This is a genomic window from Gordonia aquimaris, from assembly GCF_026262595.1.
Classification (GTDB): Bacteria; Actinomycetota; Actinomycetes; order Mycobacteriales; family Mycobacteriaceae; genus Gordonia; species Gordonia tangerina.
On the sequence record NZ_JAPKFM010000002.1, the window covers coordinates 281,009 to 304,640 of the forward strand.

29 protein-coding genes and 1 pseudogene are annotated in these 23,632 nt (G+C 66.4%); 16 read left to right on the forward strand and 14 right to left on the reverse strand.

Annotated elements, in window-relative coordinates; translation table 11 throughout:
* The first annotated feature begins 90 nt into the window (after window positions 1–90).
* Window positions 91–312, forward strand: coding sequence for a hypothetical protein (locus tag OSB52_RS03240; RefSeq protein ID WP_005179582.1), 222 nt, complete (start codon window positions 91–93; stop codon window positions 310–312).
* 612 nt (window positions 313–924) lie between these two features.
* Here the strand turns inward: OSB52_RS03240 and OSB52_RS03245 are convergent.
* Complete coding sequence (locus OSB52_RS03245) at window positions 925–1,302, reverse strand: ArsR/SmtB family transcription factor (protein WP_005179587.1); 378 nt, start codon at window positions 1,300–1,302, stop codon at window positions 925–927.
* A 124-nt stretch (window positions 1,303–1,426) separates the two neighbouring features.
* Here OSB52_RS03245 and merA point away from each other — a divergent pair, with 124 nt between their 5' ends.
* The 3 genes from merA to merB are packed head-to-tail and all read left to right on the forward strand — an operon-like array spanning window position 1,427 to window position 4,022.
* Window positions 1,427–2,863, forward strand: coding sequence for a mercury(II) reductase (gene merA / locus OSB52_RS03250; RefSeq protein ID WP_007240196.1), 1,437 nt, complete (start codon window positions 1,427–1,429; stop codon window positions 2,861–2,863).
* Between the two features lie 24 nt (window positions 2,864–2,887).
* Window positions 2,888–3,439 carry a MerR family transcriptional regulator gene (locus OSB52_RS03255; RefSeq protein ID WP_005179589.1) on the forward strand — a complete coding sequence of 184 codons (552 nt, stop codon included), beginning with the start codon at window positions 2,888–2,890 and terminating at the stop codon, window positions 3,437–3,439.
* Window positions 3,381–4,022: an organomercurial lyase MerB gene (gene merB, locus OSB52_RS03260; protein WP_005179592.1), complete on the forward strand. Its 642-nt coding sequence runs from the start codon at window positions 3,381–3,383 to the stop codon at window positions 4,020–4,022. Before OSB52_RS03255 ends, merB begins: the two co-directional genes overlap by 59 nt.
* 899 nt (window positions 4,023–4,921) lie before the next feature.
* On the opposite strand, the gene OSB52_RS03270 is transcribed toward merB, so the two are convergent.
* From OSB52_RS03270 to OSB52_RS03285, 4 genes and pseudogenes are all read right to left on the reverse strand, one after another.
* On the reverse strand, window positions 4,922–5,338 hold the full coding sequence (locus OSB52_RS03270) for an arsenate-mycothiol transferase ArsC (protein ID WP_235726236.1): 417 nt from the start codon (window positions 5,336–5,338) through the stop codon (window positions 4,922–4,924).
* The gene (gene arsB, locus OSB52_RS03275; RefSeq protein WP_266060143.1) at window positions 5,335–6,423 is read right to left on the reverse strand and encodes an ACR3 family arsenite efflux transporter; all 1,089 of its coding nucleotides are present in this window, start codon (window positions 6,421–6,423) and stop codon (window positions 5,335–5,337) included. Before arsB ends, OSB52_RS03270 begins: the two co-directional genes overlap by 4 nt.
* Window positions 6,420–6,782: an ArsR/SmtB family transcription factor gene (locus OSB52_RS03280; protein ID WP_235726237.1), complete on the reverse strand. Its 363-nt coding sequence runs from the start codon at window positions 6,780–6,782 to the stop codon at window positions 6,420–6,422. The genes arsB and OSB52_RS03280 overlap by 4 nt, the downstream gene beginning before the upstream one ends.
* A 91-nt stretch (window positions 6,783–6,873) precedes the next feature.
* Window positions 6,874–7,155: pseudogene (locus tag OSB52_RS03285) on the reverse strand (glyoxalase/bleomycin resistance/dioxygenase family protein); the annotation flags it as partial.
* Here OSB52_RS03285 and OSB52_RS03290 point away from each other — a divergent pair.
* Window positions 7,129–7,503 (forward strand): Rv2640c family ArsR-like transcriptional regulator, encoded by a 375-nt coding sequence (locus tag OSB52_RS03290; RefSeq protein ID WP_266060144.1) that lies wholly within the window; start codon window positions 7,129–7,131, stop codon window positions 7,501–7,503. The pseudogene OSB52_RS03285 and the gene OSB52_RS03290 overlap by 27 nt on opposite strands.
* 374 nt (window positions 7,504–7,877) lie before the next feature.
* Window positions 7,878–8,738, forward strand: a complete 861-nt coding sequence (locus OSB52_RS03295) for a universal stress protein (protein ID WP_266060145.1) — start codon at window positions 7,878–7,880, stop codon at window positions 8,736–8,738.
* A gap of 19 nt (window positions 8,739–8,757) precedes the next feature.
* Here the strand turns inward: OSB52_RS03295 and OSB52_RS03300 are convergent, their stop codons facing one another.
* The gene (locus OSB52_RS03300; protein ID WP_266060146.1) at window positions 8,758–9,768 is read right to left on the reverse strand and encodes a glycoside hydrolase family 26 protein; all 1,011 of its coding nucleotides are present in this window, start codon (window positions 9,766–9,768) and stop codon (window positions 8,758–8,760) included.
* 220 nt (window positions 9,769–9,988) lie between these two features.
* Here OSB52_RS03300 and OSB52_RS03305 point away from each other — a divergent pair, with 220 nt between their 5' ends.
* On the forward strand, window positions 9,989–11,620 hold the full coding sequence (locus tag OSB52_RS03305) for an MFS transporter (protein ID WP_266060147.1): 1,632 nt from the start codon (window positions 9,989–9,991) through the stop codon (window positions 11,618–11,620).
* A gap of 312 nt (window positions 11,621–11,932) precedes the next feature.
* Window positions 11,933–13,036 (forward strand): T6SS phospholipase effector Tle1-like catalytic domain-containing protein, encoded by a 1,104-nt coding sequence (locus tag OSB52_RS03310; protein ID WP_266060148.1) that lies wholly within the window; start codon window positions 11,933–11,935, stop codon window positions 13,034–13,036.
* Window positions 13,037–13,142: 106 nt separating this feature from the next.
* Here OSB52_RS03310 and OSB52_RS03315 read toward each other — a convergent pair whose 3' ends face one another.
* Window positions 13,143–13,349, reverse strand: a complete 207-nt coding sequence (locus OSB52_RS03315; RefSeq protein ID WP_266060149.1) for a hypothetical protein — start codon at window positions 13,347–13,349, stop codon at window positions 13,143–13,145.
* Window positions 13,350–13,415: 66 nt separating this feature from the next.
* A complete protein-coding gene (locus OSB52_RS03320) occupies window positions 13,416–13,946 on the reverse strand; it encodes a DoxX family protein (RefSeq protein ID WP_266060150.1) in 531 nt (176 codons plus the stop codon).
* A gap of 133 nt (window positions 13,947–14,079) precedes the next feature.
* Here OSB52_RS03320 and OSB52_RS03325 point away from each other — a divergent pair, with 133 nt between their 5' ends.
* Genes OSB52_RS03325 through OSB52_RS03340 form a run of 4 tightly spaced genes read left to right on the forward strand, consistent with a single transcriptional unit; the run spans window position 14,080 to window position 15,188 of the window.
* The gene (locus tag OSB52_RS03325; protein WP_235724049.1) at window positions 14,080–14,250 is read left to right on the forward strand and encodes a hypothetical protein; all 171 of its coding nucleotides are present in this window, start codon (window positions 14,080–14,082) and stop codon (window positions 14,248–14,250) included.
* Window positions 14,251–14,282: 32 nt separating this feature from the next.
* A complete protein-coding gene (locus OSB52_RS03330; RefSeq protein ID WP_235724048.1) occupies window positions 14,283–14,681 on the forward strand; it encodes a phage holin family protein in 399 nt (132 codons plus the stop codon).
* Window positions 14,678–14,908: a DUF3618 domain-containing protein gene (locus OSB52_RS03335; protein ID WP_266060151.1), complete on the forward strand. Its 231-nt coding sequence runs from the start codon at window positions 14,678–14,680 to the stop codon at window positions 14,906–14,908. The genes OSB52_RS03330 and OSB52_RS03335 overlap by 4 nt, the downstream gene beginning before the upstream one ends.
* Before the next feature lie 10 nt (window positions 14,909–14,918).
* Window positions 14,919–15,188, forward strand: coding sequence for a DUF4235 domain-containing protein (locus OSB52_RS03340; RefSeq protein ID WP_266060152.1), 270 nt, complete (start codon window positions 14,919–14,921; stop codon window positions 15,186–15,188).
* 104 nt (window positions 15,189–15,292) lie between these two features.
* Here OSB52_RS03340 and OSB52_RS03345 read toward each other — a convergent pair whose 3' ends face one another.
* Complete coding sequence (locus tag OSB52_RS03345; RefSeq protein ID WP_235724158.1) at window positions 15,293–15,736, reverse strand: Hsp20/alpha crystallin family protein; 444 nt, start codon at window positions 15,734–15,736, stop codon at window positions 15,293–15,295.
* 335 nt (window positions 15,737–16,071) lie between these two features.
* Between OSB52_RS03345 and OSB52_RS03350 the strand changes: the two genes are divergently transcribed.
* The 4 genes from OSB52_RS03350 (at window position 16,072) to OSB52_RS03365 (ending at window position 19,257) form a co-directional block, all read left to right on the forward strand.
* Entirely contained in the window at window positions 16,072–16,299 is a 228-nt protein-coding gene (locus OSB52_RS03350) for a hypothetical protein (protein ID WP_266060153.1), read from the forward strand.
* A gap of 253 nt (window positions 16,300–16,552) precedes the next feature.
* Window positions 16,553–18,082 carry a hypothetical protein gene (locus OSB52_RS03355; RefSeq protein ID WP_266060154.1) on the forward strand — a complete coding sequence of 510 codons (1,530 nt, stop codon included), beginning with the start codon at window positions 16,553–16,555 and terminating at the stop codon, window positions 18,080–18,082.
* Window positions 18,083–18,165: 83 nt separating this feature from the next.
* Complete coding sequence (locus tag OSB52_RS03360; RefSeq protein ID WP_235724039.1) at window positions 18,166–18,690, forward strand: hypothetical protein; 525 nt, start codon at window positions 18,166–18,168, stop codon at window positions 18,688–18,690.
* Window positions 18,691–19,023: 333 nt separating this feature from the next.
* Window positions 19,024–19,257, forward strand: a complete 234-nt coding sequence (locus tag OSB52_RS03365) for a PIN domain-containing protein (RefSeq protein WP_266060155.1) — start codon at window positions 19,024–19,026, stop codon at window positions 19,255–19,257.
* 38 nt (window positions 19,258–19,295) lie between these two features.
* On the opposite strand, the gene OSB52_RS03370 is transcribed toward OSB52_RS03365, so the two are convergent.
* From OSB52_RS03370 to OSB52_RS03390, 5 genes are all read right to left on the reverse strand, one after another.
* Window positions 19,296–20,642 (reverse strand): permease prefix domain 1-containing protein, encoded by a 1,347-nt coding sequence (locus tag OSB52_RS03370; RefSeq protein WP_266060156.1) that lies wholly within the window; start codon window positions 20,640–20,642, stop codon window positions 19,296–19,298.
* On the reverse strand, window positions 20,642–21,001 hold the full coding sequence (locus tag OSB52_RS03375) for a PadR family transcriptional regulator (RefSeq protein WP_235725950.1): 360 nt from the start codon (window positions 20,999–21,001) through the stop codon (window positions 20,642–20,644). Before OSB52_RS03375 ends, OSB52_RS03370 begins: the two co-directional genes overlap by 1 nt.
* 102 nt (window positions 21,002–21,103) lie before the next feature.
* Window positions 21,104–22,288 (reverse strand): ABC transporter permease, encoded by a 1,185-nt coding sequence (locus OSB52_RS03380; RefSeq protein WP_266060157.1) that lies wholly within the window; start codon window positions 22,286–22,288, stop codon window positions 21,104–21,106.
* Between the two features lie 2 nt (window positions 22,289–22,290).
* Complete coding sequence (locus OSB52_RS03385; RefSeq protein WP_266060159.1) at window positions 22,291–23,130, reverse strand: ABC transporter ATP-binding protein; 840 nt, start codon at window positions 23,128–23,130, stop codon at window positions 22,291–22,293.
* Between the two features lie 72 nt (window positions 23,131–23,202).
* Complete coding sequence (locus OSB52_RS03390) at window positions 23,203–23,577, reverse strand: PLD nuclease N-terminal domain-containing protein (RefSeq protein ID WP_266060161.1); 375 nt, start codon at window positions 23,575–23,577, stop codon at window positions 23,203–23,205.
* Window positions 23,578–23,632 lie beyond the last annotated feature (55 nt).

Genomic DNA, 23,632 nt, shown 5'->3' on the forward strand with positions numbered 1-23,632 from the left:
CGCCGGGGCCACACCGCCCTCGGGGGCAACCGTCACGGCCGGTCTGACCTTCGAGTCGAGTCGAAGGTTCAGGGTCGCGGGGTGGTGATGATGCGTATTACCCAGCTGGCGCGGCGGAGCGGTGTCCCTGCCACCAGCTGCGGCTCTACGTCGGATCTGGCCGAGTTCGTGGAGGCCGGACCGTTCCTGGAAGCGTTCCTCGTGTTGATCGTCATCCCACTGACGCTGGCGTGGCTCACCCCAGGTGTACCGCGCGCCGGGACCGGGCAGCGGGTCTCGGCGCGCGGTGAGCACCGGCGATGGCGCCGTTGATGGCTACGGTGCTGATCACCGTGGTGGCCTCGCAGGCGCCAAACTCGGTGACGGCCTGAGCCAGGTCGCGGCGGTGGTGCGGGCCGGAGTGCCCGCGTCGCCGGAAGGTGTGGCTGCGCAGCCCTCATCGCAGCCGCGGGCGCGAGTCATTGGCGGGACCAGATCAGTCCGAGGAGCCCGAGTCCGATGGGCGAATCCGAGCGGTTGGAGCCATGACAGGCTCACCAGCAGCGTGCCGCTGCTCAGTGCTACGGCCGCGATCAGCAGCGGGGCACCACCGCGCAACAGCCCAGGCAGCAGTGCCGCGGTCCCGATGCAAGCCCGCCAGCGGCGTGTCTAGGTCGCAGCAGCCACAACGGCCTCCCCCGCAGCTCGCCGAGCCACCGCTGCCTGGCGCTGGGTTCGGTGTCGATGGGACAGGGCAGCAGGGGGATTCGCTGCGCTCGAGCAGGTCTTCGCGTCCGGCCGCCAGCGCGGCGGCCAGGGTGTCGCCGGACCGCGGTGAGTTCGGCGAGCTCGGCATCGACCTCGGCGAGCTTGACACCCAGTCCCAGCCGCGGTGAACCCGCCGACGGTGAGCGGCTGCCGAGACGTGAGGGCTGTCGAGGGCGTTCATGTCCGGTCACCGTCCGGTACCTGGTCGATGCGGGTGCAGCACGTCAGGGCGGCGGCGTTGTCGGCCGCGAGCAACCGGGCGAGCAGCACCAGTTCGGCCACGCGCGGGTCTCCGACCGTGTACCGCAGCTTCTTGCCGTCGCGGCGCGCGACGATGTATCCGCAATCGGCCAGACACGACAGGTGCACCGACACCCGCGGCTGGGAGATGCCGGCGTGGGCGACGCAGTCGGCCGAGGTGCGTTCGCCGGCGAGGATGTATTCCAGCAGCTTCAACCGGGTCGGATCCGACAGGGCGCGAAAGAACTTCGCCGTCGTATCCAGATGTGTGCACGCCAGCTCGTCGCCGGGCACGGCGGTCGTGGACCGGGACATGGGGCACCTCCACACCACTTGAACTATTCGCTTAAGCGCATAGTATGAGCCCTGTAGGTATTCGTCAATGCGAATAGCAGCCGTTGGCTGGCGACGCGGTTGCTCAACCCCTCAGGAGGCAGGCGTGGCCACGACACAATCCCGTCCGGATCTGGCGATCGTCGGGTCCGGTTCGGCGGCGTTCGCCGCCGCTATCGCCGCGGTCGGCCACGGCAGGTCCGTGGTGATGATCGAGCGCGACACCGTCGGTGGCACCTGCGTGAACGTCGGGTGTGTGCCGTCGAAGACGTTGCTGGCCGCCGCGGAGGCCCGCCACGCCGCAGCCGCCGCCGACCGGTTTCCCGGCCTGGGTGCCGCTGCGGTGCCGCTGGATTTTCCGGGCCTGATCGCCGGTAAGGACGCGCTGGTCGCGCAGCTGCGGGCAAACAAGTACATCGAGCTGGCGGGCGAGTACGGGTGGGAGATCGTCTCCGGCACGGCAGTGTTCGACGGCACGAGTGCGGCGCCGGGGTTGCGGGTCGGAGCGAACGACGGCGGGACCCGGGTGATCGAGGCTGGCCATTACCTGATCGCGACCGGTGCGACGCCGTGGATCCCGCCGATCGACGGTCTGGTCGAGGCCGGGTATCTGACCTCGACCACCGCCATGGACCTGAAGCGGCTCCCGGAGTCGCTGATCGTGATCGGCGGCAACACTGTCGGGCTCGAACAAGCCCAGTTGTTCGCCCGCCTCGGCACCCGGGTGACGGTGATCGAGGCCCTGGGGCGGCTGGCGCCGGGCGAGGAACCGGAAATCTCGGCCGCGATCGAGGCTGTCTTCGCCGATGAGCATATCGCCGTGTTGACCGCGGCCACCGTCGAGAAGGTCCTGGCCGGTGGCGGCCACAAGCTGGTGAGCGTGCGCACTCGGGCCGGGGTCAGCGAGCTGCGGGCCGAACACGTGTTGGTCGCGACCGGTCGCCGCCCGAACACCGCGGGGCTGGGCCTGGAGGCGGTCGGGGTCGGTGTCGACGGGCGCGGCGCGGTGATCGTCGATGACCGTCAGCGCACCGACAATGCCCGGATCTGGGCGGCCGGGGACGTGGCCGGGGGCCCGCAGTTCGTGTATGTGGCCGCCGCGCAGGGAACGCTGGTGGCCGACAACGCGTTCGCCGACGCGGATCGGGTCCTGGACTACGCCACAGTGCCGCGGCTGACGTTCACCAGCCCCGCCATCGCCGCCGTGGGGCTCACCGAGGCCGAGGCGGTGACGGCCGGATACCGGTGCCGGTGCCGGACGCTGGCGTTGTCGAGTGTGGCGCGGGCGCTGGTCAATCGCGATACCCGTGGCCTGGCCAAGATCGTCGCCGACGCCGATACCGGCCGGATCTTGGGCGTGCACGCGCTGGCCGAGGGTGCCGGAGACCTGATCACCGCCGCCGGATACGCGATGACCGCGGGTATGACCGTCGACCGGCTCGCCCACAGCTGGGCGCCGTATCTGACCATGGCCGAAGCGTTGAAACTGACCGCCCAGACCTTCACCACCGACGTGACGAAACTGTCCTGCTGCGCAGGCTGACGATCTCCTCCAGGAAAGGCCGAGATGAACGGGCACATGACGATCGGCGTGTTGTCGGCGCGGACCGGGGTGAGGGTGAAGGCGTTGCGTGAATACACCGACCTCGGGCTCATCCACACCCTGGGGCGCAGCGCGGCCGGCTACCGCCTGTACACCGATGACGCACTGTGGTGTGTGCGGTTCATCGGCGAGCTGCGCGGGCTTGGGCTCACCATCGCCGAGATCTGCCAGCTCACCGATGACGCCGTCGATAGTGGAGACGGAGCGGTCGGCGCGCGTCTGGCCGAGCTACTGGAGCGGTCGCGACAGCGGCTGCACCGCCGGATCAGCGACGCCCAGCAGATCCTCGACCGCATCGACGACTTCACCAGCATCCACCGTGCGCGGTGGGCCGCCGACGATGTGTGCTGGACCGAGGTCCGTGCCGATGCCCGACGCGGGCTTGACTCTGCCCCCGGGGGCAGACCCTACCGTCATCGACATCGCACCCGACGCATTCTCGGAAAGGCTGACTCTCATGAGCACCGACTCCATTCCCGCCGACGTTTTCGCCACGATCGCACCAGCCGACCGTGACCGGGCGCTGCTGCGGGCCGCGCTGCGGCTGCTGGCCCACGGAGCGCCGGTCACCGTCACGGAGTTGGCGGCCGCAGCCGGTGTCGACGCCGGAGATCTCGAAGAGACACCGATCGGCGCCGACATCGAATACGACGAGCAGGGCCGGGTCCTCGGGTGGGGATTGACCCTGAATCCGACCCCGCACCGATTCACCGTCGCAGGCCATCAGCTCTACACCTGGTGTGCGCCCGACACGCTCGTCTTCCCCGCCGTGATCGGGGCGAGCGCACACGTCGAATCCGAGTGCCCGGTTACCGTCAGCGCCGTGCGATTGACCGTCGATCCAGTCACGGGAGTCACCGACCTGCAACCGGCCGCCGCGATGGTGGCCTTCGTCGACCCCGCCGGGATCCGGGGCGGGCAGGTCCGCGCCACCTGCTGCAATCCGCAGATGTTCCTGGCCACTCCCGACGCCGCCGAGCAGTGGCGATCCGAGCATCCTGGGATGACCGTGCTACCGGTCGCCGACGCCTACACCCAGCTCGCACGCCCACTGGCCGAGGCGCTCATCGACCCGGCCGGCGAGGCGCCGTGCTGCTGACTCAGAACAGGGTGTCGCGCACCCACAAGGGCCGGTACCCGGTCGGGCCGAGCTGGGCGAGTTCGGCGTCGATATCGGTCTTGAACGCGCCGAAGAAGACCTCCGATCACACCAAGAGGTCAAGCCGCGATCTCGAAGGACGCGTCCTGAGCGGGCCCGAACGCCTTGATCGGGTCGTAGTGCTGACCGGTTTGCAAGCAGTAGTGGAGCTGCCCGAGCAAGCGGTCGAAGAGGTGCCGAAGCGCAGCGGCGTGCCGATCGCCGCGGTCGCGTCCTCGGCGTTAATGGTCTTGGGGTGCGCCGGCTTTCGCCATCGCGGCGAACGCCCAAAGGAATCCTGCAGCGTTGAGTCGGTTGTTCTTCACCACGCGGCGGGTAATCGAGATGCTGCGCCCGGAGGCCCGCGTGATCAGCACAGAACCGGCGTAGGTCCTTCAGCGAACGGGCGTCGGTGAACCGCTCGCGGTCGTCGCCGATCTCGCCGAGCACCCGAGCGCCGGAGAGGTCAGCCAGGCCAGGAAAACTGGTGATCACCGCGTAGTCGGGGTACTGCTGGAATGCCTCGGTAGTGGCCTCGGTGAGCTGATCCACGGCGGCGCATTCAGCATCGACGCCACCCAGCAGCGCGAGGGCCTGGCGGCCGAAGGCATCCGCTGATCTACAGATCGAGAGTCAGGGTGGCGGTGCGCGCTCGAGATACGCACGGGTAGATGACTCCGGTGACGAGCGCTACTGACACGAGTGACGAATCCCCAGGTCGCCAACTGACATCCAAATGACGGATCTCAGGCCACGTGTTGCATCTGATGCAATATGCAGGGGCTTACTGAATACCCTGCGTATTGACTTCGTGCGTATAGCTGCCAGATCGGGCCGCGCGTTGGCGACTCTTCGGTCGTCTATTCAGACGATCGTTTATGAAGTAGTTCAGTGGTGAGCTTGTGTGCGCGGGCGGTGATGTCGTCGCGGACGAGGCGCATTCGGTCGATGCCGTCGATGCCGCGTTCGGAGGGCTCGTCGGTGTCCCAGTTGATGACGGTGACGCCGGGGACGTCGACGACCGCTTCGCGTCCCAGGGTGATGACCTTGTCGACGCGGGCGAGTAAGGCTGGGTCGATTCCGGCCGGGGTATGGCCTGTGATGTCGACGCCGACTTCGGAAAGCGCTTGAGCGGAGAGTGTGTTGACCGCAGTGCCGGGGCGAGTGCCGGCTGAGTGAACCTCGATCGCGTTGCCTGCGGCTTGTCGTAGGAGGCCTTCAGCCATCACGGACTTGCCGCCGTTCTTGACGCAGACGAACAACACGGACGGCGTCATGGCAAGTCCCTGTCGGTGGGCCGAGCGCTGGGGGTGAAACGGTGTCGGAGTGCGAGGGAGACGTAGACCAGGGCGACCAGGACCGGGACTTCGATGAGTGGTCCGACGACGCCGGCCAAGGCTTGGCCGGAGGTGGCGCCGTAGGTGCCGATCGCGACGGCGATCGCCAGCTCGAAGTTGTTGCCTGCGGCGGTGAATGCGAGGGTAGTAGTGCGCTCATAGCCCAGGCAAAGGAAGGTGCCGAGGAGGTAACCGCCGCCCCACATGATCGCGAAGTACGCCAGCAGTGGCAATGCAATGCGGGCGACGTCGCCGGGGCGGGAGGTGATCTGGTCGCCTTGCAGGCTGAACAGCAGCACGATCGTGAACAGCAGCCCGTAGAGGGCCCACGGCCCGATCCGAGGTAGGAAGGTCTCCTCGTACCAGTCATGGCCGCGGCTGCGTTCCCCGATTCTGCGGCTCAGGTATCCGGCGAGTAGGGGGATGCCCAGGAATATCAACACCGATTTCGCGATCTGCCACGGCGAGGCATCGATAGTGGTCTGCTCCAAACCCAGCCAGCCGGGCATCACGGATAGGTAGAACCAGCCGAGCACAGCGAACATCACGACCTGGAACACCGAGTTGATTGCCACCAGCACGGCGGCGGCCTCGCGATCACCGCAGGCGAGGTCGTTCCAGATGATCACCATCGCGATGCAGCGGGCGAGGCCGACAATGATCAGACCGGTGCGGTATTCGGGGAGGTCGGGCAGAAGTAGCCAGGCGAGAGCGAACATCAGTGCCGGGCCGACGACCCAGTTCAATACCAGCGATCCGATCAGCAGGCGTCGATCGCCGGTGACGGTGTCGAGGCGGTCGTAGCGGACCTTCGCCAGCACCGGGTACATCATGATCAGCAACCCGAGTGCGATCGGCAGTGAGATCCCGTCGACCTGGATCTTGTCGATAGCGGTGTTCAGGCCGGGTATTAGGCGGCCGAGTAGCAGCCCGGCGACCATCGACAACCCGATCCACACCGGAAGGAACCGATCGAGCGTCGACAACTTTCCGGCAACGCTGCGGCTGGACGTCTGGACGCTCACGCCGTGGCCTGCGCAGTCAGAGGCGCCACGATTGCGGCGACGGCGTCGAGGGCGTCCGGAACGACCCGGTAGTGCATCCACGATCCGCGCCGCTCGGACTCGAGGAGCCCGGCGGTTCGCAGGACTTTCAAGTGATGCGAGACCGTCGGCTGCGAGACATCGACCGCTGGCGAGATGTCGCACACGCACGCCTGGCCGCCGTCGTGACTGGCGATCAGACTGAATAGCTGCAATCGTACCGGATCGGCGAGTGCCTTGAACACCACGGTCGCCTGTACCGACTGTTCAGGTGTCAACGGCTCACGCACTAGCGGCGAGCACCGTACTGGCGAGGTCTCAATCCCCAGCGGCTTAGACATACATCAATATTGACGTATATCTATATGGTCCGCAACACGAAGGGCGCCGCCCAGTTGGGCGGCGCCCTCCCCGGGACGGGTTAACCCGGCGTCAACAGCACGAGGAGGCCGGTGTGCAGCACGCCGACGAGCCTTGCGAATCCTGCGTCAGGCCGAGGTCAGAGCCCTCCGAGGCGAGGGCAGGGGCCTCGCCGAACGTATTGGAGTCGGCCAGGACTGTGTAGACCTCCCAGCGTTCGCCGTCGGGGGCACCGACCCACACCTTGTCCTGGGTAGCGAAGCAGCAGGTGGTGTTGATCTGCTCCTCAGTGAACAGCCCTTCGCCTGCGAGGCGGGCAATCTCGCCATGCACGGTCTCGCTGGAGTGGACCTGCCGATGGTCGACATCAGTGCCCCGATCTGCTGTGCGCCCGTGTCGGCGGCCCCTCTCGATGACGACACCGCCCTAGAAATCGCTCTGCGGCTCAAGGCGCTGGCCGATCCGGTCCGGATCAAACTCGTCTCGATTCTGCTCACTGACACCGGTGAGGGGATCTGCACCTGCGACCTCGCGACCGCGGTCAGCCTCACCGAGGCCACCACGAGCCACCACCTGGGGCAGCTCCGCAAGGCCGGCATGGTCGCACCTGACCGACGAGGGATGAACGTCTACTACCGTGCCCGGCCAGAGTCGTTGGAAGCGCTGCGCAGCGTTCTCAGCGCCACCACGGGGTGCTGCTGAACCGTCGCAGGCGCGGTCAGTTGAGCACCTGCGTCAGCCCCCCTCATCGGCAACCGCGCCACGCAACGCAAGGCACATAGCGGTGCGTGGCGGAAACCAAATGAAGAAGTGTCACCACCAAGACCCCTCACACTGTCACCAGTGTCTTGATGCGGAAGTGACACCGATGTCCTGCGAGATGACACCCGACACTGCGAATCCCCCGACCGACCTTTCGAACGTACATTCGAGAGTAACCCCGATCTTCGATGTTCGCAACCTCTTGATCAGAATCACACAAGACCGGGGACGAAATGCCCTGACCTGGAACGTCGCAGCGGTGTGAACTAGAAGTGCTAGAACGAAACGGACACCCCGGGAGAAGGAGATGACTGATGACTGTGGGCGACGGCTCGATGGTCGTGGCGGTTGATGGCTCGGACAATGGCCTGGTCGCCACGCGGTGGGCGGCAGCCGCGGCCGAACGCGAGAAGCTCCCTTTGGACGTGGTCACTGCCTTCGAGATCCCGCCGATCGTGCCGACGCAGGCGTTTCTCGACGGGCTGCGCGCCGAGGCTCACCAGGGTGTCGACGAGGCGGCCGCGCTCGCCGAGAAGGTGGCGCCTGGGCTGCAGGTGACGGCATCTGTCGTCGAAGGGCGCCCGGCTCTGTTGTTGCAGGAGTTGTCGTCGCGGGCGAAGTGCCTGGTGGTGGGTAGTCGCGGACGCGGGGGAGTCGCGGGATTGTTGCTCGGATCGGTGAGCACCTATGTGGTGGCACACGGCGATTGCCCGGTCGTGGTGGTGCCGTCCGTGGAAGCGTCGGAGCCGGCGACGGGCCCCGTCGTTGTGGGCCTGGACGGTTCGCAGGTCGCGCATGAGGCGGCGGTGGAGGCGTTTCGGCAGGCGCAGGCCCTGAACACCTCGGTGGTTGCCGTGCACACCTACAGCGCGTTGTCGGGTGAGGTCATCGGCGGTCGGCACCTGCCGCCGCGGGAACAACTCCACGACGAGGCGGTGGAACTGGTGGCAACCCAGCTCCGTGACGTACGCGAGCAGTACCCCGACGTCGACGTGAAAACCGTGCTGAGCGTGGACAAGCCGGCGCAGAGCATCCTCGATCATGCGAAGGACGCCCCGCTCGTGGTGCTCGGCAATCGTGGACGAGGTGGCTTCCGCGGACTGCTGCTGGGTTCGACATGCCAGTCGGTCTTGCACGTCGCGCAGTGTCCGGTGATGGTGGTGCACACGCAATAGGCTTCTGCGCCGGCAGGGTTCAGCGATCGACGATGGTCGCCAATCCCTGCCGGAACGCTGCCGTGCTCGCCGGGGTCGTGTTGAATCGCCAGTCGCGTTCCTTGTCGGTCTGAAACCACAGGAGCGCCTCGAGGCGAGGCTCGGCGTCGACGATCGTGAAGAAGTCAGCAATCCAGTCCGCCTTCGCCTCGGGTGACGGGCCGTCGGCGCATCCGACCTCCGTGATCAGCAGCGGCTGGTTGCCGCCGACCTCCCGCAGCCGACTGAGGCTGGGCGGGAACAGGTCTCGCGCCGACTGCCAATGGTGGCCGGGTGCTTCGCCCCAGTTGTAGCCGTCCACGGCCAGATAGTCGACAACGCCATGACCCGGATACGCATCGGCGAAATCCGTGGTCGCGGCCGTCAGCGCGTTGGGTGCCCAGACGAAGCGCACGTTGTCGGCACCGACGTCGTCGAAGATGCGCCACATGCGGTTCCACGCCGCCCGATACCCAGCGGCTGTGTTTCCGCCGATGCCGATCGCCCACGGATACCAGGTTCCGTTCATCTCCTGTGCGAACCGCAGCAGGATCGGCTTGCCCCAATCCACGAGCTGCGTCGCCCAGCGTCGGAAGTCATCGTCGAAGTCGCCGGATGCGATGCGTGACAACGCATACCGCGGTTGCTCGATCCCGCCGTCGGGTTGCCACGGCTCGAGACTGAGCAAAGGTCCGGCCCCGGCTTCGACGATCGCGTCGAGGTCGGCGATCGGTGCGTTGTCGCCGATCGCGGCGAACCGGTGCAGATACCCGGGGGCCGCGCCGGCCAGCGCGGCGAGCTGATCGATAGGCGACGGCGACGACGCACTCGCCGGTAGGACGCTCGGGATGTAGGCACCCCAGCGACGGTCGGGGACGGGTTCACCGTCAGTCGCCGGCGACGAGCATGCCGCCAACGGCAACGTCGCCGACCCGGCGAGCAACAGCGTGCGCAAGACCTCGCGGCGCGACCAGCCACGCGTCAGCGTGCGATCGGTCGGTGCGGTGGTCATGAGTCCATCTTGGCGGGTCGGTGCCGGCAGCGCCGTGGAGGGGATGCCGCCGCCGCAGTTGCTGAGGCGAGAACGTCGTGCATCGCAGCCGAGAACCTGCACGCCGACACGCGACGGCTTTCCCGCGTCTGTAGCCTTCGGAGCGCGGTGGTATTCACGTCAGCCGCCGGTAGCGGGGTGCGCGGACACCAAGGACTTGGCCGAGACAAGGAGCCTGCACATGACCACCTCGACCGCGGAGCCTGCCGCGACCGGCCGCTCCTCTTGGTTGCCGATGATCGGGTTGTTCCTCGCCCAGGTCATGATGTCCTTCAACGTCGCGGCCCTGCCGGTGTCCTTGGGCGGCATGGTCGAGGACTTCGACGTCGCGCCGACCGTCGCGAGTACCACCATCGTCGTCTATGGTCTCGTCGTCGCAGCCCTGGTGATGTTGGGGGCCAAACTCGGTCAACGTATCGGTTGGCTGCTGATCTTCCGGATCGTCGTCGGTGTGTTCGCCTGCTCGGCGATCCTGATGATCGTTTCGCCCGCCGTTGGCTGGGCCATCGCGGGTCAGGCGTTGGCCGGTGCGGCAGCCGCCATCATCGTGCCATCGTTGGTCGCCTTGATCGCCGCGAACTATCACGGGGACCAGCAGGCGACGGCGATCGGCTCTCTCGGGTCGGCTCGTGCGGTGTCGGGGGTGAGCGCCTTCTTCCTCGGTGGTGCGCTGGGCACGCTGGTCGGATGGCGCCCCGTCTTCGGAATCGTGCTGGCACTTGCGGTTCTCATCCTGATCTTCAGCTTCACGCTCACCTCGGTGCCCGGTGACCCGGACATCACGATCGACGTCTTCGCCGCAATCCTGATCGGCATCGGCATCATGTCGCTCACGCTGGGTTTCAACAACCTCAACAACTGGGGGGCGTTCTACGCCGATCCCGCAGCACCTTTCGACATCGCCGGGGTCTCCCCGGCGCCCATGCTGATCGTCGCGGGCGTGGTCTTGGTGCAGGCGTTCTTCATGTGGACGCGACGGCGGATGGCGGCCGGCAAGGTTCCGCTGGTCGACCTGTCGGTGCTGCGCAGTTCGCGCGAGCGCTCGGCGGTCTACGCCATGTTCATCGTCGTGGCGATGGAAGCAGCACTGAATTTCACGGTGCCGCTCTACGTGCAGATCGTGCAGGGACGTACACCCTTCGACACCGCGCTCGCGATGATGCCCTTCAATCTCACGGTGTTCATCACCGCCACGCTTGTTGTGCGCGTGTACAAGCGATACACGCCGCGGGCGATCGGAGTGTTCTCGTTCGTTCTCACGACTGCTGCGCTGATCTGGCTGGCGTACGTTGTGTCGAATAATTGGGAGACGCTGCCGACCATTTTCGGTCTCATCGTCTTCGGTGTCGGTCAAGGTGCGCTCGTGACGCTGGTGTTCAACGTGCTGGTCACGTCGGCGCCCAAAAAGCTGGCCGGTGACGTGGGCTCGATCCGCGGTACCACGCAGAATCTCGCGTCTGCCGTCGGCACCGCGGTCATGGGCGCGCTGTTGGTCACTCTGCTGAGCATCGGTGTCGGACAAGCAGTCGTCGACAACCCGCGCCTGCCCGATTCGCTGGTGTCGCAGGTGAACCTGGACAACGTGAACTTCGTCAGCAATGACGAGTTGCGTGAGGTGCTCGACGCCACCACAGCCACCCCCGAGCAGATCGATGAAGCGGTCCGGGTGAACGAAGACACTCGACTCACGACATTGAAGTACGGGCTGTTGCTCCTCGCCGCCTTGAGCGCAACCGCAATCGTGCCCGCCGGCCGCCTGCCGAATTATCGGCCGGGTGAGATTCCCGAAGATACCTACGGGGAAGACCGCTGAGGATCGCTGCTGCCTGTTCAAGCCCGAGGCGGTCCGGGTGGTCAGAGCTACGGCAAGTCGCAACTGCCTCCGGTGGTGGGGGTGACGTGGTCGCCGTGACGGGCCGTGGTCGACGCCGTTCCCGCGGGCCGATTCGGATCCCGCAGGTGAGGTCGGGGAACGCGGCCCGTCGACGACCCGCGCGACCCGAGCCGACCCGAGCGACGGCGACTCGACCCGGCCGCCGCCTCGTGGACCCGCATCGGAGATACTGCATCAGTTCCGCGACGACAACATTCCGCCGCCCAGCGCATGGGATCTGGAGGAGCCCTGATGACCGATGAGACCGCACCGCGCAAGCTGGTGATCTGCCTGGACGGCACCACCAACGAACCCGAGACCGGCTTCACCAACGTGGCACGGATGTTCGACGCCTGCGTCAAGGACTCCGGCCAGCTGGTCTACTACGACCCGGGCGTCGGCACGATGGGGTCGCGCGCCGCGGTCACCCAGACCGGTCGTGCGCTGACGCGGTTCGCGGGCATGGTGGCCGGATTCGGCATCCGCGACAACATCGAAGAGGCCTACACCTGGCTGTGTCAGCGGTATCGGCCTGGCGACGAGATCTACGTGTTCGGTTTCTCCCGCGGCGCCTACACGGCGCGCGCATTGACCGGGATGCTGCGCACCGTCGGGCTGTTACACGCCGACGCCGTCAATTTGGTGCCCTACGCGCTGAAGCTGTACACGCGGTCGGGGCCGAACACCGACTCAACCGACGGACCTGCGGATCGTACGGCGGAGAGGGAATTCTGGAAGTTGCGCAACGACTTCCGGGCCAAGTTCGGCAACCCCGACTTTCCCGGCCCGTTCCGCAACACCAAGCAGGTCCGCTTTCTTGGCGTCTGGGACACGGTCAAATCAGTTGGCTGGCTGAATCTTCGCGCCCGCTTCGAGGTGGCGCGCTGGCCGTTCACCGCCAACATCGACAACGTGCAGACCGCACGGCACGCCCTGGCCATCGACGAACGGCGACGCCCCTTCGCCGAATACCGATTCGCCGCAGATGCCACCGCCGATCGAGATGTGCAGGAGGTGTGGTTCGCGGGCGTGCACGGCGACGTCGGCGGCCAGTGCCGCGACGACAGCCGCCTACCCGACATCGCCCTGGCGTGGATGATCGACGAAGCGCACGCTGCGGGTATACGCGTCGACGAGAAAGCGTACCGGCGGATACTCGGTGTGAAATTCGGTCAGCCCCTCGACGGCGACCTGGCGTTGGGTGAGATCGTCCCCAACGCGAGTCCGTGGCGCTTCGCGGGTGGCTGGCGGACGCGGCGGCCGCGAGCCGACGATGTGGTACACCCCAGCGTCACGCATCGCGTTGCCGCGACGCGTCGTGATCGGCAGCCTTATCGGTCACCGCTCGACGGGTGACGGTCAGCTGCGTTGGCTTGCCGCGGGCCGCTTCCGATCCCGCAGGTGCTGTTGGAGAACGCGGCCCGTCGACGACCCGCGCGACCCAAGCCGACCCGCGGCACGCTCACTCCCGCATCCGCTCGCGCGCCAGCGCAACTCGCAACTGAGCGACCCATTCAGGGCTCAACCGGTCGATCCCGTACTCCAACACCAGCAGGGCACCGGTGAGCGTGGCTCCCAGCAGCCGCATGAGCGCAGCGACCTGATCGCGATCGGGCACGGTTTCGATGACCCGGCAGTGGCGACGCTCTGCTCGACCAGTTGCTGCCACGATCGTGCGTTCATGTGATCAGGCTACGAACGCACTCCGACACAATCGGGTCGGCGGGAATGCAGCCTAGGCGGCAGCAGCAGCCGCCACCGCCTGCTTGCGCCGATACAGCACACCCGCCGCACCCACAGCGGCGCCGGCCAGCGCGAGCACGCCCACACGTTCACCTTCGAGTCGATGCCCGAGCAGCCCGTCCACCGAGTACCGGCCGGGACCGGTCAACGCGAGTGCCGCGGACGCGACACCCAGCACCGCGGGGAACTCGAGGCCGCCGTTCTGCGAGAAGAATCCATTGGGCCGGTGCACGTCGGCGGCGGCCAGCATCGCCGCCGCGCCCGCTGCCGACGCAACCCGTGTACCCGCACCCAGTGCGACCAGTCCGCCCGCGGCCTCACTCACGCCGGCGGTGACCGCCGACAATTTGGCCGGCTTGAATCCCATCGCGTCCATCCCGGCTGCGGTGCCGTCGATGCCCGGGCCGTTGAACCAGCCCGCCAGCTTCTGCGTGCCGTGCGCGAACAGCGTGGCGCCCACGGCGGTGCGCAGCGTCAGAAGTCCCAGGTCGAGTGCCTTCGTGCGTGACTTGTCAGCAGACATGGCAAAGCTCCTTGATCGTTAGCGGTGCAAACCTAAAACAGTACTGTAGTCCGCTTAGCTGAGAGGCTCCTGGCCGCCCCTCTGCCCCGGCGCCTCAGGTTTCACGCTCGTGTCCCGTGGTAACCCGACAGCCATGACCGATCAGAACGATGCACCGGACCTCGACGACGTGATGACTCCCACCGAGGACGTCACTCCCGATCATCGCGAGCACGCCAAGGAGCCCAAGCACCTCGACGACGACGCGCTCGCGCAGCGCGCCGAGCACGAGCAGCAGCTGGTCGACGACGCACGTGACGACTGATTGTGGCCACTGAGCACTGAGGAGGCGACACCGTGACCGACCAACCGCCCGAAGAACTCTCGACCGTCCAACTCGTCGAGCGACTGCAGCATCAGACCACGACGCTGGTCAAAACCGAGATCCGCGACGCCCTCGACGAGGTGAAGACCAAGAGCAGCCGATTCGGCGTCGGCGTCGGAGTGTCCGGCGCCGGTGCGCTGCTGCTGTTCTTCGGCCTCGCCACGATGGTGGCGGCGGCCGTCATCGGGTTGGCCAATGCCGTCGACCCGTGGCTGTCGGCGGTGATCGTCGGTGCCGTGCTGCTGGTGATCGGAGCCGTGGTCGCGGGGATCGGGGCCCAACGCGCCAAGGCTGCCGTACCGCCGGCACCGCAACACACCGCCGCCAGCGTTCAGCGCGACGTCGACACTGTGAAGGAGCATCTACGATGACCACCCCCGACGACCCGCCCGTCGAGCAGCAGCGCGAAGAGCTCGCCCAGACCGTCGACGCGCTCACCGACAAACTGGATGTGCGTGCGCGCGCCCACGACGCCGCCGAGCACACGGTGCAAGCGGCGTCCGCGACCGCCCGCGACAACCGACAGCTCCTGATCGGTGTCGCCGCAGCGGTCCTCGCGGTCGGCGCGGTTGTGGTGATCCGCCGCAGGATTCGATAGGAATGGTCACATGAGCAACGTCTCCAAGACTCTGTACAAACCACTCGCGCTCGGCATCAGCATCCTCGGCGGTATGGCCGCCGGTGCGGTGTTCAACAAGGTGTGGGCGCACTTCTCCGACGAACCCGACGCGCCGAACCCGAAAGACCTGCAGCGCAGCACCAGGGAGGTCCTGGCGGCGGCTGCGCTGCAGGGATTGATCTACGGAGTGGTGAAGGCGGCGATCGACCGCGCGGGCGCCCAGGGCTACAAGGCCGTCACCCACGAAACACCGGAGTAGCTCTTACCGAGAGCTTGGCTTCGCACTCTGGCGTGCGCGGACCGTGCCGCCCACGCCAGAGTGCGAAACCTTGTCGCACAACCGGTTACCGAGTCATCGCGTCATCACTGGGCGTGGGCCTCGATCTGCTCGGGTCTGCCCTTCGCCTCCACTTCGATCTTTCGCGGTTTGGCCCGCTCGGCCAGCGGGATCGTCAGTGTCAGAACGCCATTGTCGTAGTCGGCGGTGATACGCGAGGTGTCGATGCCCTCGCCCAACGACAGCTGCCGCCGATACGTACCCGCGAAGCGTTCGCTGCTCAGCCACTGCACCCCCTCGTCCGACGGCGCGCTGCGCTGCGCGGACAGGGTCAGCGTGCCGTTGTCGACACTGATGTCGATGGAGCCGGGATCGGCGCCGGGCAGGTCGGCCACCAACATGTAGTGATCGTCGACCTTGTACAGATCCAGCGGCATGAACCGCGGGGTCCGCTGGGTGCCGGTCATCGAACCGGTCATCAGCCCCCGAGTAAGCGCATCAACATCGCTGAACGGATCAAAACGAAGCACAGCCACTCACCTCCTGAACCAAGGCTGCCCGCCACCCGTTGACGAGCAGCTCATTCGCTGTACGACTCCATAAATAGCACTGGATCGCCGATTGCGCTAGCACTCGGAAGCAAAGAGTGCTAAAAAATTCTTGTTCGTTTCGCGCCAGCGCTTCACCGCCGGAATGACAAGGAGGACACCATGACTGCGCGTGAATCCGATCTCATACTGCCGCCGGTCCGATGGCCGGATCCGTCGCCGCGGGAACAATGGTGGACTTCGGTGATGGCAGCTGCCGACCCTGCGCGGGACGTGGACCACGCGGGTGCCACCGTCAGGTCGGCGGAGGCCGCACGATGAGTGTCGCGCTCGGGCCGTCGCACGCGCCGGCGCCCGGTGGTGGTTCCGACGGTGGATGGGGGCCGACGGAGGCATTGTGCTCGGCATTGCTCGCGACCTTCGGGTTCGTCGTCACCTTCTTGCTCATCTTCGTCGGGGCGTCGGCGACGGCGGTGGTGCTGGCCGCGCTCGTTGCCGTCGGGTCCGTGGTGGTGGAGATTCACCTGCTCAACCGGTTGCCGTAGCCGGGCTCCCTCGCCCGTTGACCGGGTGCCGTTTCTCGTTGACTGGGCGCTAGATTTCGTTGACTGGGCGCCGTTTTCCGTTGACTGTGCGCTGGTTTCGGTCGATTGGGCGTTTCGTGTCGATGCGACCAAGCGCCCGCGCCCACACGACCGCACACCCGCGCCGACCGACTCGGTGCTACCGTCTCCCTATGCTGAGTCTGCAGAAAGGCGCATGAGGCGCCCCCGTCGTTTGTTGGTGCGCGTCGTTGAGATGTCCGTGGGCGACGGAGCGCTCGCACCTCCCCGGGTTGGAGCGGTCACCGATTTTCCGGTCGGCTTCGTCGAAGCCGGGTCGGCGTTCGCCAGCCGTCGCGTGCGAGATGCCGAGGTCATGACGGTGCGCGGCGTGCTCGAACTCGAGGACCGAGGGCCGTTCGAGCACCACGATCATGACGCCGGTGTGTCCTATTGGATGTGGCAAGGTCTACTGCGCGGCGACGGCTGGACCGCCACTTGGCATGGCACGCGACCGCTGACCGGACCCGTCGAGCTGACCGGCTACTTCACGTCGGCATTGAACGTCGACAACCCGGGACGCGTGCGCGGCCGCATCACCCGCGTGCGCATCATCTCCGAGGCCTATCGACCCGTCGACGACTCGTGGGAGGTCATCGGCGGGGCACCGGCCCACTACCGAGACGTCCAGCGCGCCCCGCACTTTCACGGAGACGATGTCACCGTGACCGCCGACGGCATGGGCTACCGGGACACCGCGATCTTGATCGACCTCGACCTCGATGACGTTGCACCGCCGCCCGTTCGCCCACGTGTCGTGCCCGGTCACGTCTCCGTTGCCGGCGATTCGACGGTGTGGGTCTCCGACACCGAGCTGCCGGTGGTCGCCCGCATCGACACCCGGGCCAACGACGCTGTCGAATACGTGCTTCCGGGACTGCCCGCCGACTTTCGCCGCGTATATGCCACTCCCACAGGCTGTTGGGCGACGGAGCCACGAGCGGTGTACCGCATCACCGCCGGGGAGGGAGCGTACCGAGTCGCCGACGTCGGTGCCGCCATTGCAGCGGTCAGCGGCGAGACGCTCCTCGCTCACCACGCGACCCGGGGGTGGACGCTCTACGAACCGGACCGACCACCGCTGCCCGTCGACCTTCCCGACTCGGAGACCATCGGCTTCCCGGGCGTTGACCGCCACACCGGCGACTTCGTGCTGCTGTCCCGGGCAGGCTCCACACAGTTGCGGCTGGTGCGGGTCAGCACCTCCGGGGAGGTGAGCGTCGGACCGGTCCTCGAGCAGTTGGGTCGGCATGCGTGGCCGGCCTTGGCCGGTACACCGCTACGCATCCTCTACGGCCGCGGGCAGGCGGCGATCGTCAACGACGACCTGACGCTCGGCCCGGCCGATCGCCTACCCAAAGAGCCCATCACGGGCGGCGGGGTCGATGACGACGTGTGGATCGAGACGTTTCGTGCACGACGAGACTCCGATGATCTGGCCACGCAATGGTGGCCGCTGCCGCCGCCGGACGACCTGAACACGACGCTGCCCAGAGAGCCGCGGTTGACCATCCTCGACGCCGCCACCCTGACGCCACACGTCAGCTGGTCCGTCGACAAGCCCCGGTCGGTCGCTGCGGATGGTCCGAATGTCTGGATCTGCGACCGCAAGCGGCTCTTTCGAGCTCATCGTCACTCGTCGGCGCAACCCACACCCATAGATGTGTCAGCGATGATCACCGAGTCGATCCCACCTGCGACAGGTGGTGCACGCGCCGATGAGTGAATCGGACACTACGTCGACAAGCCTGCGCCCTCAGAAAGGATGTTGCCTTCGAGTGGCGGTTCCGTCGTGGCAGCATCGGAGTCATGCACTCGATCAGGCGGTGGGCGTGGTGTTCGGTTCTCGCGCCCCTCCTGCTTTGCATCGTCGTGTTCGCGATCATGGCAGTGCTCAACGAGCACGCCAATCCGTCATCCGCGCTGGACGTGGCGGCCAACTGGATGTTGGTGATGATCTTCGGAACGATGTTCTACCTGCCGGCGATTCCGGTCACAGTGTTGGGAGTCTTGGCGGTGACCGAGCTACCCCGCCTCGGTCGGGTGGTCGCGACAGCCGGGCTGCTGTGGATGTCCGCAGTGTGGTCGTTCGCGATCGCCGGCGTCGGGCGGCCTACGTTCGACCCGCAACCGTACGACGACGTGAGCTGGGCGGCGACACTCACCGTGCCCGAACTGCTCGTCTTCGCTGTGCCCTACGTCGGGATGCTGGTGCTCAACGTCGTCACGCTTTGTGTGCTGTGGCGCCCATCGAGTTGGCGTTGTGAGACATTCGGTCATGGCGTCGCCGTAGATGCCGAAGTGCGATCGACGTCTGGCGATCACACCCTGTAGTAGCGACCGAGGCAAACGTACTTATGTGATCCCGCTACGAGGCGCCACCGGCTATATCATAAGTGGCATGGCGAGGATGTCCCTGTATCTTCCGGACGACTTGAAACGAGCGATTGAGCTCGAGGCACGTCGCCGGGCGATTCCTGAGGCCGAAGTCGTGCGCCAAACGCTCCGCGATGCTCTCAGTCGCAACACCGTTCGTCCGCGTGGTGCGCTCTTCACCGGGAGTGAACCCGCCGCTGACCGAGTGGGTGAGCTTCTCGATGGGTTCGGTAAGTGATAGCAAACACCAGAACACAGTCGACACGGCACGGCTCGCGCGCTGAACGACTGGTGCTCGCTGAGCTGGCCTCGGGGGCGTGGGAACTCGCCGCGATGCCACGCGATCGACTGGCGGCGGCGACTGCCGTTGTCGAGCGGTACTCCGACGTCCCGATCGGAATCGCCGATGCATCCAACATCGTGCTGGCCGACGTGTATCAGACCAGAACGATTGCAACACTTGACCATCGGCACTTCGGGGTACTCCGGCTCGGTGACGGATCGGCGCCGATCATCGTGCCCTGAACCGTGTGGTGCGTCGAGGTGGCGCATGCTCCGACCGGTCAGTTGAAACCGAAGATCGGGGGTAGGGCCACCACCACCAGCGCCGCCCAGATCCCGAAGACCGGCAGATACCTCGTCTGCCAGCGTTCCATAGCGCCGAAAACCGCACGTCCTCGGAGAAATCCGACGAGCAGCCACGCAGACCAGAACAGGTTGACCAGCAGCACCGCATTCATGCCCAAGCCGACCACCTTGTTCGGGGTGACGCCTGACTGGGTGATCCTGGTCAGCATCACTGCCAGCATGAGCGCATCGACCGCGAGCGCACTGACCACGAGGATCAGCTGCATTCGATCGAACACGTCCGGCGGCAGCAGGGGATCGCGGGCCGAGATGGCGTACAGCAGTAAGCCGAAGACGAGCACCAGGATGGCGTCCATCAAAATCAGCAGATCACGGTCGGCGTCGACCACGCTGCCTCGCACCGCGAGCGCGACCAGCAGCACCAACAGCATGACCGTCGTCAGCGGGGTGAAGACACGCGTCAGGACGGGCGCGATGTTCTCGACGACAGCTTGTTTCGCCTCTACCAGCCAGGCCGCAATGATCATCGCGCCGGCCGAGCCGAACGGCAGTATCCAGCCTTCGACCACCCATTCGACATCCATGCCGAGGGCGTCGAACGCCTGGATCGTGAGGGCGATCAGCACCCCGCCGCCGAGGCCGAGCAAGGCCAGATAGACCAACCATTCGCCGGTGAAGCGGATGAAATCCATCCGCCGGCGGTCGGATCGCCATTCACCGCCGACATACGCGACGCCGACGACGAACCACAGAACGACCGGGGCATGCAGTGCCGCGATGATCTCCGTGGCGTTGCCCTCGGCAAAGGGGTACACGTTCAGGACGACTGCCGCCACGGCGAACGGCAACAGGAGCGCCGCCGCGGTGCGCGCTCTCATCTGTCGCTTCCACGCGAAGTACCCGGTGAGGAACGGCAGCACGAAAAGGCCGACGTTACGGGCGAAGTCGTTCTCGGGCAGGATCGTCGACCCGATCTTGACGGCAACTCCGGCGACGATGGCGAATCCGATCGTCGCGACCAGGTCACGACGGGCCGGGTGATCGCCGGGACGGTCGGTCTCGGGCATGAGCACGAGTTGCTTCCAGAGCCGATCGGAATGCTCTCGGGCGAACTCTCGCGAGATCGAGTCGACGTCGCCCATCCGTTTGACCGCCACCAGGAACGCCTCGTCATCCATCAGGCCGCTTGCCGACAAGTCTGAGATCTGATTGCGCAGATGGTCTTCCATCTCATCGACGTCGGCCGCGGATATGGCCTGGTGGCGTTCGACGAACCCGCGCCACTGTCCGATCTGCGATTCCAATTCTGCGCCGGCGTCCATCAGGCCCTCCCTTCAGCGGGCGGTGGCAGCGCAATACTGCGCCACACCTGATCCAGCGCATCGGCGACGACATCCCACTGGGCACGACGTTGCGCCAACATCTCGAGGCCGGCGGGGCTGATCGCATAGTGCTTGCGCCGACGCCCCGTCTCCGAGACACCCCACGACGACGACACCAGTCCCAGCCTCTCCAGGCGATGCAGCAACGGATACAACATCCCGTCGGTCCACTGCAACTGGCCGCCGGAGAGTTCGTTGACCCGTTTCAGAATCGCGTAACCATAAGATTCGCCGTCGGCGAGAATCCCCAACACCAGCGGGGTTGCCGAGGCGGCCACGAGATCCTTGTCGATGAACATCCGGCTCCTATACCTAGAGCAGCTAGGGTAGCAGCTCTAGGTATGGGGCGTCACGCGATCATTTCGATCCAGGAGGTCACATATCCATCGGTCATACGCGCGTCAGGCAATGCGTACACCCTTGGGCAATCTTCCGGCCGGCACCCGTAGGCGTCGCGCCGCGATGATCAACCCGATCCCGCCGAACACGACGTTGATGAGCAGCCCGAGATACCAGCTGTCGCCGACGCGGGCGTGTTGGTGCGCACGCTGATCGCGATAGAACGCGCTCGGTCCATCGTCGCCGGAGCTGCTGAAGTAGACGGTCTGCTCGGCACACTTCGGCGCATCGACGTAGGGGCCCATGCGCGTGGACGACAGCATCTCCGCGATCGGCGCGGCGAGAGTCGGGCCGGCCGGGGAGGTGTCCGACGCCCAGCTATTGACCGGAGGATTGTCGTGCGGAGCAACGATGTCGGGCACGATCAGGACCGGATTCGGCGCGAGCAGCCACCAGATGCGTTCGGTGTGATGGAAGGTCTGCGTCACCTCGACATCCGCGCAGGGCGGGGGCGTCCGGACCGGTTCGGAAAATTCTTCCGGCCAGTCATACTGTGCGCGCACCACCTGGTGCTCCTGTGCGGTCGTGGCGTAGAGCAGCCCGAACAGCGCCGGAAGTCCCAGCAGCAGAAAGAACACCGTCGCCTGGGTCAACACCGCCGACCCGGCCGGGCGTGGCGTCACCGCCGAGAACCCCAGTCCGATACCGCAATAGCAGGCGAACAACAGGGCGCAGACGACGACACCCAGGACACCCGGGCCGATGCCATAGGGTGCCGTCACGATCGCCCACACCAGATACGGCAGCGCGACCATCAGCAACGCCAGACAGCTCACCCAGTTGCCGATCAATTTGCCCACGGCAAGTTGCCAATTGCTGATCGGGGTCGCCTGCACCACGGCGAGCGTGGCGTCCTTGCGGTCACCGTTGATCGCGGTCGCGGTCAACGTGGGCGCCAGCACGATTCCCAGGAACAGCAGACTGCCCAGCACGATCGTGTACAGGTTCTGCGCCCAGTCGCGGTAGGCTGCGCCCGCCGGGCTCAGCGCGACGAACATCGAACCGAACACGACTGCGGAAATCACGAGGAACGCCACCGTCAGCGTGATCTTCCAGCGGGTGGTGCGTACCCGCTGGCGCAGTTCGAGGCCGATGAGGACCCCGACCACCGAGCACCACTGCCGAAACCGTCGGAGGCGCGGCGTCGGCGGCCCGGCAGTCGGCATCGTCTCACTGGTGGCAGTCATCGTCACGTCCTGTCGGCGTCGAGAGCCAGATAGGCGTCCTCGAGTTCGGTGTCGACGCGGGCGAATTCGACGACCTGTCGGCCCGCGGTGATCATTTCGGCGAGATGTCGAGCGGCGGCCCGCTCGTCTGCGAAGCGCATCGTGATCGCCGACGCCGCCGGCTGATTGGCCTCGCGGATGCGCCAGCGATGTCCCGCCGACAGCTCGGAGGGGCGGGTGCGGCCCTCGGTCATGATGATCACGTCGTCGACCATCTCCGACAGCTCGGTGAGGATGTGCGACGAGATCACCACGGCGCAACCGGAATCGGCCAACGTGCGCAGTTGATCCCGCAGCTCCACCCGCGACCGCGGATCCATCCCGGAGGCCGGCTCATCCAGCAGCAGTACGCGCGGACGATGCACCAGGGTGCGCGCAAAACCCAAGCGCTGCTTCTGCCCGCGCGAGAGCTCGTGGGCGGGCCGGTCGGCGAACTCGGCCAGGTGCACCAACTCCAGAAGTTCGACGGCCCGACGTCGCGCGTCGGTGCGGGGGAGCCCGTGCAGTCGACCGAAGGTGGTCAGGATCTCGCCCGCGGTCAGGCTGTCCCAGGTGCCGAACACATCGGGCATCCAACCGACCATCGATCGCAGCCGCGGCGCGTCGATCTCGGCGCCGTCGGTGGTGATCGTGCCGGAATCGGGTTGCAGCAGTCCGGCGAGCATCAGCAGCAGGGTGGTCTTTCCGGCGCCGTTCGGGCCGACGAGGCCGGTGATCGACCCTGTTGACACCGAGATGTCGGCGCCCGCCACCGCGACGTGGCGCCCGAACGTCCGGCTGAGGCCGTTCGCAGTCAAGGTCATGGGCGGCACACCGTCGGGCGCGCGGCGGGATCGGTCGTCATCGCACCCGTCACGTTCCGGTCGCCGACGACGTCAGTCGTCAGGTGGGTCATTGCGCTCCCGCTTCTGGCGCTCTTGTTCTCGCGCGGACTGTCGTTGCTGTTCGGCGCGGTCGCGCAGTTGCTGGAGGAACGCGCGGTCGGCTTCTGGGTCGGCCGGAATGTAGCGACCAGGAGTGTCGTATTCGGGGAACTCGCTGGCGCCTCCGGCACGAGCACGGCGGGGGAACTCATCGGCGGTCGGGCGGCCGAACGCCAACCACAGCAAGGCGCCGACAAGGGGGATGATCACCACGAGTGCCACCCACGCCAGTTTCGGTAGGCCGCGGACGCGCGCGTCGTCGGTGTTGATGATGTCGATCAGCGCGATCACGAGGATCACCAGGTAGATCAAGCCGAGATACGGCATCGGCGCGCTCCTCCTTCACGTCCCGGACAGCACCGACCTTCACATCGTTGCTTGT

Bases quoted from the DNA above. Each gene is read 5' to 3' on its own strand.
- OSB52_RS03255 (WP_005179589.1), top strand. From the start codon at position 2,888: ATGAACGGGCACATGACGATCGGCGTGTTGTCGGCGCGGACCGGGGTG.
- OSB52_RS03355 (WP_266060154.1), top strand. From the start codon at position 16,553: ATGTCCGTGGGCGACGGAGCGCTCGCACCTCCCCGGGTTGGAGCGGTC.
- OSB52_RS03325 (WP_235724049.1), top strand. From the start codon at position 14,080: ATGACCGATCAGAACGATGCACCGGACCTCGACGACGTGATGACTCCC.
- OSB52_RS03335 (WP_266060151.1), top strand. From the start codon at position 14,678: ATGACCACCCCCGACGACCCGCCCGTCGAGCAGCAGCGCGAAGAGCTC.
- OSB52_RS03300 (WP_266060146.1), bottom strand. From the start codon at position 9,768: ATGACCACCGCACCGACCGATCGCACGCTGACGCGTGGCTGGTCGCGC.
- OSB52_RS03360 (WP_235724039.1), top strand. From the start codon at position 18,166: ATGCACTCGATCAGGCGGTGGGCGTGGTGTTCGGTTCTCGCGCCCCTC.
- OSB52_RS03245 (WP_005179587.1), bottom strand. From the start codon at position 1,302: ATGTCCCGGTCCACGACCGCCGTGCCCGGCGACGAGCTGGCGTGCACA.
- OSB52_RS03305 (WP_266060147.1), top strand. From the start codon at position 9,989: ATGACCACCTCGACCGCGGAGCCTGCCGCGACCGGCCGCTCCTCTTGG.
- OSB52_RS03375 (WP_235725950.1), bottom strand. From the start codon at position 21,001: ATGTTCATCGACAAGGATCTCGTGGCCGCCTCGGCAACCCCGCTGGTG.
- OSB52_RS03310 (WP_266060148.1), top strand. From the start codon at position 11,933: ATGACCGATGAGACCGCACCGCGCAAGCTGGTGATCTGCCTGGACGGC.
- OSB52_RS03340 (WP_266060152.1), top strand. From the start codon at position 14,919: ATGAGCAACGTCTCCAAGACTCTGTACAAACCACTCGCGCTCGGCATC.
- OSB52_RS03370 (WP_266060156.1), bottom strand. From the start codon at position 20,642: ATGGACGCCGGCGCAGAATTGGAATCGCAGATCGGACAGTGGCGCGGG.
- OSB52_RS03320 (WP_266060150.1), bottom strand. From the start codon at position 13,946: ATGTCTGCTGACAAGTCACGCACGAAGGCACTCGACCTGGGACTTCTG.
- OSB52_RS03240 (WP_005179582.1), top strand. From the start codon at position 91: ATGCGTATTACCCAGCTGGCGCGGCGGAGCGGTGTCCCTGCCACCAGC.
- OSB52_RS03385 (WP_266060159.1), bottom strand. From the start codon at position 23,130: ATGACCTTGACTGCGAACGGCCTCAGCCGGACGTTCGGGCGCCACGTC.
- OSB52_RS03380 (WP_266060157.1), bottom strand. From the start codon at position 22,288: ATGACTGCCACCAGTGAGACGATGCCGACTGCCGGGCCGCCGACGCCG.
- OSB52_RS03280 (WP_235726237.1), bottom strand. From the start codon at position 6,782: ATGTCTAAGCCGCTGGGGATTGAGACCTCGCCAGTACGGTGCTCGCCG.
- OSB52_RS03290 (WP_266060144.1), top strand. From the start codon at position 7,129: ATGCACGGTCTCGCTGGAGTGGACCTGCCGATGGTCGACATCAGTGCC.
- OSB52_RS03390 (WP_266060161.1), bottom strand. From the start codon at position 23,577: ATGCCGTATCTCGGCTTGATCTACCTGGTGATCCTCGTGATCGCGCTG.
- OSB52_RS03270 (WP_235726236.1), bottom strand. From the start codon at position 5,338: ATGACGCCGTCCGTGTTGTTCGTCTGCGTCAAGAACGGCGGCAAGTCC.
- merB (WP_005179592.1), top strand. From the start codon at position 3,381: ATGAGCACCGACTCCATTCCCGCCGACGTTTTCGCCACGATCGCACCA.
- OSB52_RS03295 (WP_266060145.1), top strand. From the start codon at position 7,878: ATGACTGTGGGCGACGGCTCGATGGTCGTGGCGGTTGATGGCTCGGAC.
- OSB52_RS03350 (WP_266060153.1), top strand. From the start codon at position 16,072: ATGAGTGTCGCGCTCGGGCCGTCGCACGCGCCGGCGCCCGGTGGTGGT.